The sequence below is a fragment of the Armatimonadota bacterium genome, from assembly GCA_016789105.1.
Taxonomy (GTDB): Bacteria; Armatimonadota; Fimbriimonadia; order Fimbriimonadales; family Fimbriimonadaceae; genus UphvI-Ar2.
Genome location: JAEURN010000006.1, coordinates 1 through 15,636, shown reverse-complemented (window position 1 = coordinate 15,636; position 15,636 = coordinate 1). Strand labels below are relative to the sequence as shown.

Here is a 15,636-nt window from a genome sequence, read left to right as displayed (position 1 = left end):
GATTCAGGTTACCATCTGGGGACCGGCGACGTGCTCGTCAATGGTCCGGCAGGTGGCCAGCGATTGGTCTTCGAAAACGGCCAGTGCGCGGGCCAGCGCTTTGGCCGTGTCGATGCTTGTGACGCAGGCCACACCGGTTTCGATGCAGGCGCGGCGGATACGGCTCGCCTGGGATCCCATGGCTTGGCTTTTTCCCGGCGTGTTGACCATGAGGCTGACTTCCCCGGCATAAAGCCGGTCGAGAAGATTTGGGCTTCCTTCTTGGATTTTCGCAAGCCGGTCGCATTCGACCCCTGCAGCGCGAATGGCTTCGCAGGTTCCGCCCGTGGCCCCGAGCTGATAGCCTCTCTGACTGAGAGCCCGGGCGATTTCCACCGCATCGCCCTTGTCTTCGTCGGTGACGGTCAAGATGACTTGGCCTTTGGGTTTGAACGTGATCCCGCTGGCGATGAGTGCTTTGAACAGGGCCGATTCGAAATTGCTGTCGATTCCCAAAACTTCCCCGGTCGATTTCATTTCCGGCCCCAGGCTGGGCTCCACCATCGCCAGTTTTTGGAAACTGAACACCGGCGCCTTCACGGCAAACAGTCGCGGAGTCGCCGTCCCGGCGGAGACTTGAGCAGCAGTTCGAATCGACCCGTCGGTCCGGGGGGGTTCTTGCCCGCCAGAAACCACATGGCCGTCAGATGAGCCCGGTTCCCAAAGCCCGGATGCGTACCCAAGTTCCGCCAGGGTTTGCCCCATCATGCATCGCGTTGCCAGCTGGACCATCGGCACACCGGTGACCTTGCTCAGGTAGGGCACGGTGCGGCTGGCCCGGGGGTTGACTTCGATGACAAACGCCTCGTCGCCCACCAAGACGAATTGGATGTTCATCATCCCTTTGACGCCCAGTTCTCGGGCGATGAGCCCGGCATATCCGACCATCTTGGCTTGCAGTGGGGCCGGGATCGAAACCGGGGGATAAACGGCCATGGAATCGCCGCTGTGGATTCCGGCGCGTTCAATGTGCTCCATAATCCCCGGAACAAGGGTGTCGGTTCCGTCGCTGATGACGTCCACTTCGGCTTCCCTGCCCACAAAATATTTGTCGACAAGGACGGGTTGACCGGGGTTGGCGTCTTCCGCCTCTTGATAAAAAGAACGCAGGTGATCCGCGTCGTGGATGATGGCCATGGCCCGGCCCCCAAGGACGAAACTGGGCCGAACGAGCACGGGGTAGCCGACCTCATCGGCGACGACGAGGGCTTCGGTTAGGTTGTTGACGGCGCGGCCTTCCGGTTTGGGAATGCCGAGCCGGTTGAGAAGCTTTTCAAAGCGGTCGCGGTCTTCGGCCGCGGCGATGGCGTCCGGCGGGGTTCCGAGGACTTGGATTCCTGCTTGGTCCAGCGATTCGGCGAGGTTGATCGCGGTTTGGCCGCCGAACTGGCAGACGGCACCAATGGCCTGTTCATGGCGGCACACGTCGGCGACTTCTTCTAGCGCCACAGGTTCAAAATACAGGCCGTCTCCCGTATCGAAATCGGTGCTAACCGTTTCCGGGTTGTTGTTGACGATGGCAGCGCGGTACCCCATCTTTTGCAGGGTCCACACGCAGTGGACACAGCTGTAATCGAATTCGATCCCTTGGCCGATCCGGATCGGCCCGGATCCCAGCACGACAACCGTCCCTTTCACTAAAAAGCCACCTTACCTGCCCTGCCATAATGGGCCCTTCCAATGCCTATTTACGGCGTCGTCAACCAGAAAGGAGGGGTCGGCAAAACCACCACATCGGTGAACTTGTCGGCGGCCCTGGCCCTGCGCGGGAAGCGGGTGCTGCTGGTGGACGCCGACCCCCAAGGCAATGCGACCACCGGGCTCGGAATCGAAAAAAACACGGTGCAGGCCACGTTGTTCGATGTGTTTTCGGCGGTCGTGGAAGATTCAGGCGACGGAGCTGTCCAAGCGGCGGTGATCCCAACCAAGGTCAATCGGTTGGACATGATCCCCGCGACCCTCGACCTTGCCGGGGCAGAGCCGGTTCTGCTCAACGCCGTTGGCAAAGAGATGATCCTGCGCGATGCGTTAGAACCAATCAAAAGCCATTACGATTTCATCCTGATCGATGCGCCGCCCAGCCTGGGGATCCTAACGATCAACATCCTCGCCGCTTGCGATGGGGTGGTCGTGCCGTTGCAAAGCGAGTTTTACGCCCTAGAAGGGTTGAGCCAGCTCTCCAAAACAGTGGAGATCGTGCGCAAGCGCATCAACCCAGGGATCCAAATCGCCAAGGTTGTCCTGACGATGGTGGACAGCCGCAACAAGCTCAGCCAACAGGTGGCCGAAGACGTCAAGTCCTATTTTGGGGAAAAAGTGTCCGGCGTCCAGGTGCCGCGCAACGTCCGTTTGGGGGAAGCCCCCGGTTTCGGGGAACCGGCGGTCTGCCTGTTCCCGGATTCGAAAGGGGCGCTGGCCTACTTCGAACTGGCCGACGAGATTTTGAGTAAAAAATGAGGCGTGCACTTGGTAAGGGACTTTCGCAACTCTTAGGCGAACAGGCTGAAGAATCGGCCAATGTGCTCCCGGTAGGTTCGATCAAAACGAACTCCCGCCAACCCCGGACGCAGTTCGACGACGAAAAAATCGCCGAGCTCGCCGCCTCCATCCGCGAATTCGGGGTCTTGCAACCCCTTATCGTCCGTCCTCTGGCAGAAGGCGAGTACGAATTGATTGCCGGTGAGCGGCGGCTCCGCGCTTCCAAACTCGCCGGCTTGGCCGAAGTGCCGGTCATCGTGCGGGCGGCAAGCGCCCAGGCCTCGCTGGAAATCGCCTTGATTGAAAATGTCCAGCGGGAGGACATCACGCCGATGGAATGCGCCCTGGCCTACCGCAAGCTTGCCGATGAGTTCGGGCTCAGCCAGGAACAGATCGCCCAGAGGGTCGGCAAGTCTCGGGTTGCGATTTCCAACACCATGCGGCTCCTCAAGCTTCCGGAGCGGATCACTCAGGCGATATATTCGGGCGAACTGAGCGAAGGCCACGCCCGGGCCTTGCTGATGGTGGAATCGCCCGTCCGCCAGGCCGCCCTGTTCGAAAGGATCATCCGGGAGGGGCTCAGCGTCCGCGAAGCCGAAAAGCTGGCCCGATCGGTCGAATCGCCGCGACTTGGTGGCCAAAAACCCCGGAGCGTCTCCGCACCAGCCCATTCAGACCCGAACTGGCTGGCCCTGGAGCAGGGGCTGAGCGAATACTTCGGCACTCCGGTGCAACTCGCGGCCGACAAGGTCGGCGGGAAGATGACCATTTCGTTTTACAGCGACGAGGATTTGCAGCGGATCCTGGATGTGCTGGGAGTCTCCCTCTAAAGGGCGGCCTGGCCATCTGTCCCCGACCCGACTCCGCGCATCCTCCCGTGGAAGGCCCAGCCGGACCCCAGGCCAAAACCCTGCCTTAACATTTGTTAAGCCAAAATTCCCCTTGTGAAACCGATTTTCGCATCTGGCATCGCTCTGTTCAGCATCGCAACTTACTTTGCGGTCGCCATGCCCAAATCGACCGTTCCCGCCGCCGAGGACACGACGCCCAGCCGGGTTTTGCTCACTTGGGGCAACGATCCTGCGACGACGGCCGTGGTCACCTGGCGCACCGAAGCGGTTTCAGGTGGGGCTGAATTGCAGTATGCCGTCGCCTCCGCCGATCCTCGGTTTGTATCCAACACGTCAAGCGCAAAGGCGGTTTCCCAAAATGTCGACTTGGCCGAAGGTGGGTCGGCCTACTACCACACGGCTAGTCTGACGGGCCTCAAACCCGACACCAGGTATTCCTACCGGGTTGGCGACGGGGTCAAGTGGAGCGAGTGGTACGACTTTAAAACGGCGAGTTCCCAACCCAAGCCGTTCACCTTCGTCTATTTCGGCGACGCGCAAAACGATATCAAGTCGATGTGGAGCCGGGTTGTCCGGCAATCGGCCAAAGATGCGCCTTATGCCGATTTTATGCTGCATGCGGGCGATCTGATCAACGTGGCCGAAGCCGATCACGAATGGGCGGAGTGGTTTTATGCGGGCGGATGGTTGCACGCGACCGTGCCCAGCATCGCGACGCCGGGCAACCACGAATACAAAAACGGGCTGAGCAAACTGTGGCGGCCACAATTCCATTACCCGCACAACGGGGTCGCGGGGCTGGAAGACACAAACTACTATTTTGATTACCAAGGCGCTCGGATCATCAGTTTGAATTCGAACGAAAAGACGGCCGAGCAAGCGGTTTGGCTGGACAAAACCCTCGATGCCACCAAGGCCAATTGGGTGATTGTGACGTTCCACCACCCGATGTACAGCACGGCCAACGGGCGCGACAACAAGGCCCTGCGCGAACTGTGGCTGCCGATCCTGCTCAAACACAAGGTCGATTTGGTTCTGCAAGGGCACGACCACAGCTATGGACGAATGAACCTCCCCAGCGGGGTCAGCACCAAAAAAGGCACGACCTACCTGGTTGTTTCGGTCAGCGGCCCTAAACAGTACAACGTGGGCGACGACGCCAAAGACCGTATGACCAAACTCGGGGAGTACAAGCAGCTTTACCAGGTGATTCGCGTGGCCCCGGATACGATCAAATACGAGGCCCGCTTGGCCACCGGCGAGCTCTATGACTCGTTCGAGATCAAGAAATGATCACTGAACCAGTCCCAACCGGACGCCGAGCATGTTGGAGCCCTCTCGCAAGAGGAATTTGAGTTTGGACTCCCAGGTTTTGTAGGCCGATGTGGGGGTTGGCGACGGTTCGGCCGGCAACCCCAAAGCACCGCAAGACACGATGGCCCGCCGCATGTGCAGCGGGTCGCTGACGACAAGGGCAGATTGCAATCCGTTGCACACCATCAGTTTTTGGGCATTACGGAGGTTGTCGTAGGTGCGGCGGGAGATGTCTTCTTGGATGATGTCGCGTTTGGCAACCCCGTGTTTGGCCAGGTAATCGGCCCCGACCGATGCCTCGCTCGGACCGCCTAGGCGCCCCACCCCGCCCGTCACGACGATTTTTTTCACTTGCCCTGATTTGTAAAGTTCCGCCGCATGGTCTAGCCGGGCGGCGAAAACCGGGCTCGGTTTGGGGCCCCACGCCGCCGCGCCCAAAACGATGGCGGCATCCGCCTTTTTTGAGGAGGTCGATTTGGAGTAGGCGTACACATCCCAACACGACCAACCGTAAGCCGCGAGGGCGAGGAAGGCAGCCACAAGGGTGATCCGGCCCCATCGGGCCCGGCGTTTTTTCTTCGTCTTCCCCGGTTTCCGCTCCAAACCCACCCCGCTAGTTTACTGGGGAGGAGCCGGGGAGTAACCTCTGTCCATGACGATCTTTGCGATTGGCGGAGGGGCTTTCGATTCCGACCAGCCGCACCGGGCGGCCCTGGATCGGTACGTTTTGGGGTTGGCTTCCCGCCCAAATCCCAAAATTTGCCTGATCCCGACGGCATCGGGCGATTCCTTGACGCGCATCGCTCGCTTCAACAAATCGGTTGAAGGGTTAGCCTGCCGCCCCACCACCTGCGAACTCTTCCGACCACCAAGCCGCGACCTCGAAGATTTCATCCTGAACCAAGACGTGATCTATGTGAGTGGGGGCTCGACATACAACATGCTTGCGCTTTGGCGGGCTTGGAATCTCGATTCGATTCTGAAAGCCGCGTGGGAGCAAGGCATTCCGCTTGCCGGTACCTCGGCAGGGGCGAACTGTTGGTTCCGGCGGTGCAGCACGGATTCGTTCCATGGAGAGTTGTCTCCCATGGATGGGCTCGGCTGGATCCCCCTCGACTTTTGCCCCCATTACGACGAGGAGCCGGAAAGGCGACCGAGTTTGGCGGCCATGGTGGCCAATGGGTCGATGGGGCAAACCCTGGCCTGCGATGGGGGGGCCGGATGCCTGTTTTCGGGAAGGGAATTCGTCAAAGTGCTTTCGGTCAACCCGCAATCGGCCGCATACTGGGTCGACCATGGCGGCGAACGCCGGATCGACCCCGAAATCCTTGATGACGCTTGATCCGCGTATTCGGATAGAATTTTTGTGTGTTGCTCGCCGTTGCCCTAGGAATCAACCTCACCAATCTCGGAGACGTGGACCTCGCGGGGCCGCTTCATATGGAAACGACCAAAGCGAATTCCGTCGTGATTACCGAGGAACACACGATGGCGGCACCAAATATATGGATGATCACCTGGGGCGTTGGGTTTGGCACGTGCCCATCGGACGAAGGCCAGACTTTGGACGACCTTGAGATTTCAGCATATGGCGTGCGATACGGGGTCAGGAAGATTTTCGACCAGTACGGCAGCCAATATTGGCTGCTCGAAGCCCCGGCCAACGACCGGACGCGGACTACGCTCACGATACGGTTCAAAGCCACCCTGACCCTCAACCGCCGGATCCTCAAGGAGGGCCCCCCTGAAAAGGAGCCGACTTTACCGAACCGCTCTTCCTGGCTGAGGATCGACGAACCTGAAGATGCTGCAGTAGCCCAAAAATGGATTCAGAGCCGGGGTCTCCGCCGAATCGATGGCGAGCGCGACGTCGTCTTCGCCAAACGGGTTCTGGAACACATCCAGAAGGGTTTCCGATACAAGTTCATCGAGAATGGCGAACGGGGGGTTCCCGCGTGCGTTCGCAACGGGTTCGGGGCCTGCGGCGAGCTCAACGCCCTGGCTGTCGACATTTTGCGGTTGAACGGCATCCCTGCCCGGCTCCGCCAGGGCCGGAATGCCGGGACGAATGTGGCTTGGGGCCCCGAAACCACCAACAGCTACCATGTGGCGGCCGAATTCTGGGGCGAAGGCATCGGATGGATCCCCATCGAAGCCTCGGCCACTGGACCAGATTCCAATGAAAGGGGGTTAGAACTCAAACCCTTCCTGGGAGTTGCAAACGGCGACCATGTGTCCAAGCACTACAATTTTGTCCACCTTGACAGTCAAACGCGCTCATTCCAAAGCCAAGATTGGGTTTTTGGGCGTTGGGAAGGCACGTGGGATGGGTGGAAGGTAACCGGCCAGTACGGCGTTTCCTTCACTCCCTTGGTCAACCGGTGATGTGGATGACGATGCCACCACAATAGGACCATGGCGGCACGGTCGAATTGGTGGGCGAGGAACTGGCCGTGGCTGGTGCTGGCCCTTGTAGGCGGAACTGTCCGCCTTTGGTGGCTAGCCACGGTGGATACGCAGCCGGTGACCGATTTCGGCTGGTACTTTGACCGTGCCGTGGGGCTGGCGCAAGGGATGGGGTACACCACACCGCTCGGCCACACGGCCTATTGGCCACCGGGATTTCCTTTGTTCCTGTCGTTGGTTTTCCGTGTTTTTGGCCCGTCTCTCCTTGCCGCCAAGGCGGCAAATGCCTTGTTGACCCTGCTTTGCGGGGTTTTGTGCTCGGCGGTTGGCTTTCGGTTGACGGGGAGCCGGTGGCTGGGGTTTGCCGCGGGACTGGTGACCGTTTTGAGCCCGGGGATGGTGGCCTACAGCGGGGTCATCGCATCGGAGCCCCTCTACACGTGTTTGATTTTGGGGTCGGTTTATCTGGTCCTGTGGGCGCAGGGGTACCCGAGGTGGGGGTATGCGGGGTTTTTGGCTGGGTTGGCCACTCTGGTGCGTCCACAGGCGATCCTCGTCCCGCTGGCCTTGGCTGCCGCCCCTGGGCCGCAAGCCGAACACCGAAAACCTAAACGGTGGGCAGCGGTCGTCCTGTGCCTGATGGTGGCCCTGACCACGGTGACCCCTTGGGTCGTGCGGACTTGGCGGTCGCACGGTGTGGTGGCATTCGTTTCCCTCAACGGCGGTGACAACCTCTGGATCGGCCACAACGCGTCGGCAACCGGCCGGTACCAAACCCCGCCAGGCAAACCGGATACGCCGGCTGGCGAGGTTGCCAACGAGCGCGAATCCCGGCAAGCGGCTCTCCAGGCGATCCGCGAGGATCCAGGCCACTCGTTCCGCTTGGTCCCGGCCAAAATCGCGGCCACATTTGCCTCGCCAAGCGATGTGCCCTATTGGGCGTTCCAGACCACTCCAGGCAAAGTCGTCGTGCCGGGTATGGATCGGCAACGGGATCTCTTTCTGGCTGTCCGGTCGGCTTCCACCGTATTCAACGTCGGGTTGCTGATCGGGGCGGGATTGGGATTATTGGCGGGAGTGTTGACCCCAAGCGGCCGTCGGCTGATCGTGGTTGCCTTGCCGCAGATTGTTTTGACGGCGTTCGTGGCCGCATTGTTTTTTGGGAACGGCCGGTTTGCCCTGCCCACGATCCCCTTCCAGGCGTTGCTGGCTGTGGCGGGGTTGGCATCGGTAGCCGAATGGGCTGGGAAACTCACGCCTCCCGATCCGGATCGCTATGGTTACAACGGACTCGGTTAGACCCGGCTGTACATGAACTTGTCGAAGAAGACCTTGAGTACCGGTCCCTTTTCGCTATCCCGCCCGAGTTCATTCAGCCATTCGTGGTCGATGCCTTCTTCGTGGCCCTTTCCGTTCTTGGCTTCGTGCTCTTGCTTCTTTTTCTCTTCGGCAGTCGGCTCTTCGGGCGGGTGCACGGCATGGTTGATTGCCGCGGCAATTTCGTGTTTCAAGATCTTGAGCCCACCGGGCTTTGTGAGGTCTTCGATGCTCTTGCCAGCGAGGACCATGTTCACGGCGTCGCGGGCGATTGAGAAGGTGGCTTCGGTTTTCCCACCGTGTTCCCCGCCGCCTTCGCCCCCGGCGACAGGGTCGGTGATATGCCCTTTGGCGTCGAGCTGGACGCTGATTTCCGCGTTGAGGAAGGTGCTACCGTCCTTCAGGTTGATGAGGAACTCCCCGCCGAGGCTTTGGACGGCCCCCAGCTTGACTTCTGGTTCTTCTTTCTTCTTCGGAGCTTCTTTTTTGCCCATGGCAAAGAACCCGCCTCCGGCCACCACCAGCACGGCGACCAGGATGATTGGAAGCTTTCCGCCCTTCTTTTTTGCCTTTTCTGCCATTGTCCTATTCCCAGGCTAGTTCTTCCACATCGCCCCCGCAATTTCACATGCGTCCCAGACTGTCCCCGCGCCCCCTGGCCTAGTGGGGTTCACAGCGGGCGGCCCGATCCCTCACAATAGTCAGATGGCGACCACGCACAGCCCGGGCCTTTGGGATCAGATCTCCAATGGGGGATTGATGGAGGCGATCCATGGGATCTCGGATGACGAAGCCGCAACGATGAGCGCCGACTACGGGACGCTCAACTACAAACCGTTGCCGGTGAACATTGTCCGGGGAAGGAATGCGCGGGTTTGGGATAACGCCGGTCGCGAATACATCGATTGCATCGGGGCTTATTCAGCCATGGCGCACGGCCACTTGAACCCGGCAATCGTTCAGGCCATGCGAGACCAACTCGATGAGATCGCGGTCGTCTCCCGGGCCTTCAACAACGCCGGGGTGGGATTGTTCCTCAAAGGCCTCGCAGAATTTTGCGGGTTGGACCGGGTTTGCCCTATGAACACAGGGGCAGAAGCCATCGAGACGTGCATCAAGCTTGCGCGGAAATGGGGCTACACGGTCAAAGGAGTCGCAAAAGACCAGGCTGAAATCATCGTCTTCCAAGACAATTTCCACGGCCGGACGACGACGATCGTCGGTTTCAGTTCGGAACCGGGATACAAGGAGAATTTCGGACCGTTCACCCCGGGATTCAAGATCATCCCATTTGGCGACTTGGCCGCCCTGAAAGCGGCGATCACCCCCAACACGGTCGCCATCCTCGCCGAACCGATCCAAGCCGAGGGTGGGATCATCATGCCTCCGGACGGTTGGATGGCCGGAGTCAGGCAGTTATGCGATGAAACTAACACACTCTTGATTTGGGATGAAATCCAGGTGGGCTTTTACCGAACCGGCAAAAAGTTCGCTTACCAATTTGAAGAGGCCCAACCCGACATGCTCGCCGTCGGCAAACCGCTCGGAGGCGGGATCTTGCCGGTCTCTGCCGCCGTTGGCAAAGACCATGTGATGAAGCTGTTCCAGCCTGGCGACCACGGTTCGACGTTTGGGGGGAACCCGTTGGGCGCGGCCGTAGCCCTGGCGGCCCTCGCCGAATTTGAAACTGGGGGCTACGGCACTAGGGTTACCGAGCTCGGGGAAAAAGCCTTTGCCAAGCTCCAAGCGGCAAACCACCCGGCCATCAAGGACACTCGGGGCCGAGGGCTCTTGATCGGGATCGAAGTTCACGACGACGTTGACAGCAAAGCCGTCTCCGCCGAGCTCACCAAACTCGGCGTCCTCACCAAAGAAACCCGCAAACGCACGTTCCGGTTGACGCCGCCCTTGACGATCGAAGAAGACCTGCTTATGGATGCCATCGACCGCGTGCTGACTGCCATCGACACAATCGCCTAACGCAATGGAAGAAGTGGCACTTGTTCAAAACGAGGCGGTTGCAGCCATCCGGCTTGCTGCTACCACCGAGGCGCTCCGGGCGGTGGAATTGGACTTTTTGGGCAAAAATGGGCGCCTGGCCAACCTGATGAAAGGGATCGGCGCGTTACCGAACGATCAGAAACCGCTTTTTGGCCAGGCGGTGAACGCTGCCAAAGCAGCCGTGGAAGCCGCCCATGCCGCCCGGCTGCGTGAGCTTCGGACGGCAGAGCTCGCCAAGCAGTTTGAAGCGGAAAAAATCGACGTGACAATGCCCGGACGGGCCCCGCGCGTGGGCCGCGCCCACGTCCTGCAACTCACCACAGACAAGATCAAGCGGGTTTTGGGATCGATGGGGTTCGTTTATGCCGAATCACCCGAACTCGAACAGTTCAAGTACAACTTCGACGCTTTGAATTACCCGCCCGACCATCCGGCAATGGATGAGCAGGACACGTTTTATGTCACAGACGACATGGTTCTGCGCACCCAATGCACGGCCCTACAGGGCCGGGTCTTCGAATCGGTCAAACCGCCCTTGCGCATGTTTACGGTAGGCCGAACCTTCCGGAATGAAGCGGTCGACCGCACCCACAACCACACGTTCCACCAAGTCGATTGCTTTATGGTGGACCGTGGGATCGGTTTGCACCACCTCAAAGGAACGCTCGGGGTTTTTGCCCGAGCGATGTTCGGCGATGAGGTCAAGATCCGGTTCCGTCCGGACTTCTTCCCTTTTGTCGAGCCAGGGGTGGACTATGCGATTTCGACGCCCAAATTGTTCGGGGGCAAGTGGGTTGAGCTCGGCGGTGCCGGCCTGATCCACCCCAATATTTTGGAGCGGTATGACATCGATACCCGTGAATTCAGCGGATTCGCCTTTGGGCTCGGGGTGGAGCGCATCCCGATGATGGCCTACGGCGTTGATGACCTCCGACACTTCTTCGACAACGATTTCCGCTTCCTCTCTCAATTCGCCTAACACATGAAACTCACCGAATCGATGCTCCGCGACTTCGTGAAGTCACCTTTGGACGCCCCTGAGCTTGCCGACTTGTTGACCATGACCGGCTTCGAGCTCGAGGAGATTTTTGAATCGGAGGGCGAATCCGTCCTGGACATCAACATCATGGCGAACCGAGGCGACGGCGCATCGGTGTTGGGTCTTTCCCGGGAGATTTTGGCCAAGGATCCCCATGCCGAACCGACCGAACTTTACCAACGGGCCGCTTCGCGCTTCCCCGCCGCCGACTCCGGTTCCCGGGACATCTGGGCGATGGCCAGTGCCGAAATCCAAACCAGCAGTTGCACCCGTTTTGCCTGCCGGGTTTTTGAAGACCTCCAGAATGGGGAATCCCCAGAGTGGTTAAAAAAACGGCTGCGCCAAATCGGCCAACGACCGATCTCGCTGCTCGTTGATTTAACCAACTATGTGATGTTCGAAGTCGGCCAACCTCTGCATGCCTACGATTTGGACCAGTTGGTTGGGGGGCGGATCATCGTCCGCCAAGCCGAAGAAGGGGAAACACTCAAGACGTTGGACGGGGTCGTACACCGATTGAAACCCCACCACATGGTGATTGCCGACACCCAGAAGGCCATCGGTTTGGCCGGGGTCATGGGGGGAGAAGAGACCGAGGTGACCGGTACGACCACCCGATGCCTCCTCGAAGCGGCCCACTTTTCAAACACTTCTGTCCGCCGGACAAGGAAAGAATTGGGGATCGCGACCGAAGCCAGCTACCGGTTTGAACGGTCTGTGGATCCAGAGGGCGTCGTTGTAGCATTGAACCGGTTTGCAGAGCTTTATGCCGAAATCACCGGCGGCAAACCGGTTGGCGGCGTCATCGACGTCTATCCGGAACGGACGGAGCGGGAAAGCCTGACTGTCTTCCTCAAGCGGGCCTCCGGCTTGCTTGGGATGGCGATTTCCGCCGACGACGCTGAACGCTATTTGAAGGGCTTGGGGTTCGAGATTTTAGGCGTTTCCCCTGATTCTCTTGAAGTTGTGCCCCCCTCCTGGCGAACTGACATTTTGCGCGAAGAAGATTTGGTCGAGGAGCTTGGACGGGTGCATGGCTACGAAAAAATCCCGGAAGCGCTACCGATCGGTTCAACACCGCTCGGTGGCCCGCACGGATTCGAAGCATTGACCGATAAGATTCGGGAGGCAGTCTTGATGGCGGGGTTCGACCAAACCATCTCCCATTCGCTGCGGGATCTTCATCCGCTGGATTTCCCGGCAGACAGTGGGTCTGGCGAGAACACAAGGGTGAGGGTTCGCCAACCGCATAGCCCGGAAATGGCCTTTTTGCGCAACTCCATCCTTCCTTCCTTGGCCGATGCACAACGCCGCAACAACGTGGAAGACCTCCACATTTTTGAAATCGGCCGCGTCCACGGCACCGGTGTCGAATCCACACAACTTGGCCTGATGAGCGCCGGCCGGTTCGATGGTCCTGGGTGGCGCCCAAGCGACTCCAGCACGGCCGACTTCTTCACGCTCAAGGGCGTTGTCGAATCGGTCGCGCAGGCGGTCAGTCTGGCCACCCAATTTAGACGGACGACGACGGATCCCCGGTTCCACCCGACCCGTCAAACCCGGGTGGTCATGGCAGGTGCTGAGCTTGGGGTGATGGGCCAAATCCACCCACTAGTTGCCGAAGCATGCGGATTGCCGCCCGGCACCGTGCTCGCAGAGTTGACTCTTGACCCGCTGGCTTCAGTCGCAGCCGGAATCCCGGATTACCGCCCCATCAGCCGGAACCCGGCATCCCGCCGCGACATCGCCATTTTGATCAAGAAGGATGTCCCCTATTCGGAGATTTCGGACGCCGTCGCCCGGTCTGGTGGCCCGGATCTGGAGCGGTTTTGGCTTTTTGATGTTTATGAAGGCCAGGGCGTGCCGGAGGGCTTGCACTCGCTGGCCCTGGCTTTGCAGTTCCGGCGCATGAACGCAAACCTGACCGACGACGAATCGAATGCGCTGAGGGACCAGGTGGTTTCAGCGCTCCAAGCCTTGGGGGCAACGCTCCGCTAGCGCAGCCCGCCCTGGTCATCGTCAATTGGCTTCGCAATAGGTCTTCAAGCCGCCGAACAGGTATTGCCAGCCCTCGGTGACGGAGCCTTCCCCTTCGGCGGACATGTGGCCCATAACCGTGTTACTCAACCGGAACTTCGTCACACCTCCGGTTTCGCCAAGCAGGGCCATGCGGATGAAGTTGAGGCTTGGCCCACCGAATGCCGGGGTGACGATACTGGAGATTTCAATCGCCTCGCCGGGATAGATGCCAACAACATTCCCCCACATCAGCTGTCCGCCTTCTTCGGTCTCTTCATAGAGCCGCCCTCCGGCAACCGGCTCGAATTTGACTTTGCCCTTTCCAGGAAACCCGACGAAGTCGGCCGGCCACCATTCTGGCAACCGGTTGAGCATGGCGTCCCACACGTTTTGTTGGGTCTGGTTGATATCGAGTTCGACAATGATTTCGTGGATCTTAATTTCCATTGGTTTGTTCGCTGATTTCCTTGAGGCGTTGGGCCGATAGCGCCAAGCGCGCCGTGTGCCCCGTCACCCACCGTTCCACGATTTGGTGCAACGGCAGGGGATTGATAAAGTTGTAGCGGTTCCTTCCGCGCCGTTCGGTCAGGGCCAAATTGGCCCGCACCAGCACCTCCAAGTGCTTCATCACTGTGCAACGATCGATGGATGGGAATGCCTCGCAAAGCTCGCCGGTGGTTTTGGGCCCTTGGGCAAGTTGGTCGAGCACTGCCCGCCGTGTTGGGTCGGCGAGAGCCTTCCAGACCTGGTCGTGCACCGCTTTATGTTACCAGATAGTAACCTCTCTGCAGTTTTCGATCTATCTTGTTTCGGGGATCTTGACAATTCCGGACAAATGCAACTAAAATGTTGCATATGCGAGACAGCATCATCCATGTCCTTCTGCTGCCCGCCGATCCGGCAACCGTTTGGGAACGGTCGTTCGGTTCTGCGGCGGCACTTTCCAGTTGGTTCCCCCAAAGCATCGAAGGGGACTACGGCGATGGCGGCGTCTTCGAAATGGTTTGGGGCGAACACCGGAGCCAGGCCCGGATGACCATCTTTGACCCGCCCCGGGTTTTGGCATACCAGTGGCATCCCGGAGACGCCTTTACCCTCGACGCTCATCCAGAAGACCAATTGACCACCGTCCAATTCACTTTGGAGCCCGATGGCCCGAACACCAAAGTCACAATGGTCGAAAGCGGTTTTGCGAACATCGCAGAAGACCGGCGCGAGTGGGCCCTTGGCCAAAACACCGGTGGGTGGGAAGAAGAACTGGCCAAACTGCCGAAGCAATATGCATCTTGAATCCGCCGATTCCGTTTTTGCCGCCCTCGCCGACCGGCACCGTCGGGAAATGGTTTCGCGGCTGGCAAGGCACGGTCGAATGAGGACCGGGGATTTGCTGGAGGGCCTGCCCATGACTCGTCAAGGGGCCAACCGCCACTTGGGGGTCTTGGAGACATCGGGACTCGTGACGAGCCATCGGGTTGGACGGGTTGTTTATCGCGAACTGAATCTGCAGCCTCTGCGCGGAACCGGCGAATGGCTTGACCAGATTGACCGTCAGTGGCAAGCCGCGCTGGGCCGACTTGCCGCCCAATACGACGCGGAGTTGCCTTAGTGCCCTTCCCTGCCCCCATTTCTGAAGGGTGGGGGCGGGCCAGCAGACTCTGGCTCCCGGTACACTCAAGCTTCTTCCCCGGGGGCGAGTGGCGGAATTGGTAGACGCACTGGATTTAGGTTCCAGTGGTTAACAGCCGTGTGGGTTCGAGTCCCACCTCGCCCACCAAGCCAAATTTGAGCCTAAAATCGGTTACACAATGCCATCAGTGTCCCACGGCGGAGAGTGCGGAGAAGGGTTATATAACCCTGGACATAACCCTGGAATGGACTCTTTCGAGACTTTCGAGAGGGTAAAGTCCCCTCATTCTGAGTCTTGACACAGGCTAGAAATCTGTGAATTGTGTTCGCCACCGATTCACTAACAGAGGTGAGCTTCGAGACTTCTCCGTCGCAAGTTGTTTGAACGAGCCGCTTCCTCCGAGCGAAATCCCCGCCCACACGTCGAATGTGACTCCCGTTTTTGGAGTCCCGTCCGCCGGTACCATCCTGCGTTTTTTGGGGGGGGGGGGGGGGGGGGGGGGGGGGGGGGGGGGGGGGGGGGGGGGGGGGGGGGGGGGGGGGGGG

The 15,636-nt window shown here is 59.6% G+C and carries 16 protein-coding genes and 1 tRNA gene; 12 read left to right on the top strand and 5 right to left on the bottom strand.

Features of this window, described 5'->3' with window-relative positions:
• Positions 1 to 3 precede the first annotated feature (3 nt).
• Positions 4 to 1,677 (bottom strand): carbamoyl-phosphate synthase large subunit, encoded by a 1,674-nt coding sequence (gene carB, locus JNM28_05715; protein ID MBL8067925.1) that lies wholly within the window; start codon positions 1,675 to 1,677, stop codon positions 4 to 6.
• A gap of 42 nt (positions 1,678 to 1,719) precedes the next feature.
• Between carB and JNM28_05710 the strand changes: the two genes are divergently transcribed.
• The 3 genes from JNM28_05710 to JNM28_05700 all read left to right on the top strand — a co-directional run bounded on the left by JNM28_05710 (position 1,720) and on the right by JNM28_05700 (position 4,661).
• Positions 1,720 to 2,496 (top strand): ParA family protein, encoded by a 777-nt coding sequence (locus JNM28_05710; protein ID MBL8067924.1) that lies wholly within the window; start codon positions 1,720 to 1,722, stop codon positions 2,494 to 2,496.
• A complete protein-coding gene (locus tag JNM28_05705) occupies positions 2,493 to 3,347 on the top strand; it encodes a ParB/RepB/Spo0J family partition protein (GenBank protein ID MBL8067923.1) in 855 nt (284 codons plus the stop codon). The genes JNM28_05710 and JNM28_05705 overlap by 4 nt, the downstream gene beginning before the upstream one ends.
• Before the next feature lie 114 nt (positions 3,348 to 3,461).
• Positions 3,462 to 4,661 carry a metallophosphoesterase family protein gene (locus JNM28_05700; GenBank protein MBL8067922.1) on the top strand — a complete coding sequence of 400 codons (1,200 nt, stop codon included), beginning with the start codon at positions 3,462 to 3,464 and terminating at the stop codon, positions 4,659 to 4,661.
• Here the strand turns inward: JNM28_05700 and JNM28_05695 are convergent, their stop codons facing one another.
• The gene (locus tag JNM28_05695; protein ID MBL8067921.1) at positions 4,662 to 5,285 is read right to left on the bottom strand and encodes a YdcF family protein; all 624 of its coding nucleotides are present in this window, start codon (positions 5,283 to 5,285) and stop codon (positions 4,662 to 4,664) included.
• Between the two features lie 49 nt (positions 5,286 to 5,334).
• On the opposite strand from JNM28_05695, the gene JNM28_05690 reads away from it, so the two are divergent.
• Genes JNM28_05690 through JNM28_05680 form a run of 3 tightly spaced genes read left to right on the top strand, consistent with a single transcriptional unit; the run spans position 5,335 to position 8,387 of the window.
• Positions 5,335 to 6,024: a peptidase E gene (locus JNM28_05690; GenBank protein ID MBL8067920.1), complete on the top strand. Its 690-nt coding sequence runs from the start codon at positions 5,335 to 5,337 to the stop codon at positions 6,022 to 6,024.
• A 26-nt stretch (positions 6,025 to 6,050) separates the two neighbouring features.
• Positions 6,051 to 7,067: a transglutaminase domain-containing protein gene (locus JNM28_05685; GenBank protein ID MBL8067919.1), complete on the top strand. Its 1,017-nt coding sequence runs from the start codon at positions 6,051 to 6,053 to the stop codon at positions 7,065 to 7,067.
• 30 nt (positions 7,068 to 7,097) lie between these two features.
• Entirely contained in the window at positions 7,098 to 8,387 is a 1,290-nt protein-coding gene (locus JNM28_05680; GenBank protein MBL8067918.1) for a glycosyltransferase family 39 protein, read from the top strand.
• Here JNM28_05680 and JNM28_05675 read toward each other — a convergent pair.
• A complete protein-coding gene (locus tag JNM28_05675) occupies positions 8,384 to 8,986 on the bottom strand; it encodes a flagellar basal body-associated FliL family protein (protein MBL8067917.1) in 603 nt (200 codons plus the stop codon). The two genes, JNM28_05680 and JNM28_05675, sit on opposite strands and share 4 nt — an antisense overlap.
• 220 nt (positions 8,987 to 9,206) lie before the next feature.
• Between JNM28_05675 and rocD the strand changes: the two genes are divergently transcribed.
• The 3 genes from rocD to pheT are packed head-to-tail and all read left to right on the top strand — an operon-like array spanning position 9,207 to position 13,443.
• Positions 9,207 to 10,385: an ornithine--oxo-acid transaminase gene (rocD, locus tag JNM28_05670; GenBank protein ID MBL8067916.1), complete on the top strand. Its 1,179-nt coding sequence runs from the start codon at positions 9,207 to 9,209 to the stop codon at positions 10,383 to 10,385.
• A gap of 4 nt (positions 10,386 to 10,389) precedes the next feature.
• Positions 10,390 to 11,385 (top strand): phenylalanine--tRNA ligase subunit alpha, encoded by a 996-nt coding sequence (gene pheS / locus JNM28_05665; GenBank protein ID MBL8067915.1) that lies wholly within the window; start codon positions 10,390 to 10,392, stop codon positions 11,383 to 11,385.
• A gap of 3 nt (positions 11,386 to 11,388) precedes the next feature.
• On the top strand, positions 11,389 to 13,443 hold the full coding sequence (gene pheT, locus JNM28_05660) for a phenylalanine--tRNA ligase subunit beta (GenBank protein ID MBL8067914.1): 2,055 nt from the start codon (positions 11,389 to 11,391) through the stop codon (positions 13,441 to 13,443).
• 21 nt (positions 13,444 to 13,464) lie between these two features.
• Here pheT and JNM28_05655 read toward each other — a convergent pair whose 3' ends face one another.
• Positions 13,465 to 13,911, bottom strand: coding sequence for a hypothetical protein (locus tag JNM28_05655; protein MBL8067913.1), 447 nt, complete (start codon positions 13,909 to 13,911; stop codon positions 13,465 to 13,467).
• Positions 13,901 to 14,221 carry a helix-turn-helix transcriptional regulator gene (locus JNM28_05650; GenBank protein MBL8067912.1) on the bottom strand — a complete coding sequence of 107 codons (321 nt, stop codon included), beginning with the start codon at positions 14,219 to 14,221 and terminating at the stop codon, positions 13,901 to 13,903. The genes JNM28_05655 and JNM28_05650 overlap by 11 nt, the downstream gene beginning before the upstream one ends.
• Positions 14,222 to 14,319: 98 nt before the next feature.
• On the opposite strand from JNM28_05650, the gene JNM28_05645 reads away from it, so the two are divergent.
• The 3 genes from JNM28_05645 to JNM28_05635 all read left to right on the top strand — a co-directional run bounded on the left by JNM28_05645 (position 14,320) and on the right by JNM28_05635 (position 15,238).
• Complete coding sequence (locus JNM28_05645; protein ID MBL8067911.1) at positions 14,320 to 14,754, top strand: SRPBCC domain-containing protein; 435 nt, start codon at positions 14,320 to 14,322, stop codon at positions 14,752 to 14,754.
• On the top strand, positions 14,744 to 15,070 hold the full coding sequence (locus JNM28_05640; protein MBL8067910.1) for a helix-turn-helix transcriptional regulator: 327 nt from the start codon (positions 14,744 to 14,746) through the stop codon (positions 15,068 to 15,070). The genes JNM28_05645 and JNM28_05640 overlap by 11 nt, the downstream gene beginning before the upstream one ends.
• Positions 15,071 to 15,152: 82 nt before the next feature.
• Positions 15,153 to 15,238, top strand: a tRNA-Leu gene (locus JNM28_05635).
• The last annotated feature ends 398 nt before the right edge of the window (positions 15,239 to 15,636 follow it).

Bases quoted from the DNA above. Each gene is read 5' to 3' on its own strand.
- JNM28_05710 (MBL8067924.1), top strand. From the start codon at position 1,720: ATGCCTATTTACGGCGTCGTCAACCAGAAAGGAGGGGTCGGCAAAACC.
- JNM28_05705 (MBL8067923.1), top strand. From the start codon at position 2,493: ATGAGGCGTGCACTTGGTAAGGGACTTTCGCAACTCTTAGGCGAACAG.
- JNM28_05690 (MBL8067920.1), top strand. From the start codon at position 5,335: ATGACGATCTTTGCGATTGGCGGAGGGGCTTTCGATTCCGACCAGCCG.
- JNM28_05680 (MBL8067918.1), top strand. From the start codon at position 7,098: ATGGCGGCACGGTCGAATTGGTGGGCGAGGAACTGGCCGTGGCTGGTG.
- JNM28_05675 (MBL8067917.1), bottom strand. From the start codon at position 8,986: ATGGCAGAAAAGGCAAAAAAGAAGGGCGGAAAGCTTCCAATCATCCTG.
- rocD (MBL8067916.1), top strand. From the start codon at position 9,207: ATGAGCGCCGACTACGGGACGCTCAACTACAAACCGTTGCCGGTGAAC.
- pheS (MBL8067915.1), top strand. From the start codon at position 10,390: ATGGAAGAAGTGGCACTTGTTCAAAACGAGGCGGTTGCAGCCATCCGG.
- pheT (MBL8067914.1), top strand. From the start codon at position 11,389: ATGAAACTCACCGAATCGATGCTCCGCGACTTCGTGAAGTCACCTTTG.
- JNM28_05655 (MBL8067913.1), bottom strand. From the start codon at position 13,911: ATGGAAATTAAGATCCACGAAATCATTGTCGAACTCGATATCAACCAG.
- JNM28_05645 (MBL8067911.1), top strand. From the start codon at position 14,320: ATGCGAGACAGCATCATCCATGTCCTTCTGCTGCCCGCCGATCCGGCA.
- JNM28_05640 (MBL8067910.1), top strand. From the start codon at position 14,744: ATGCATCTTGAATCCGCCGATTCCGTTTTTGCCGCCCTCGCCGACCGG.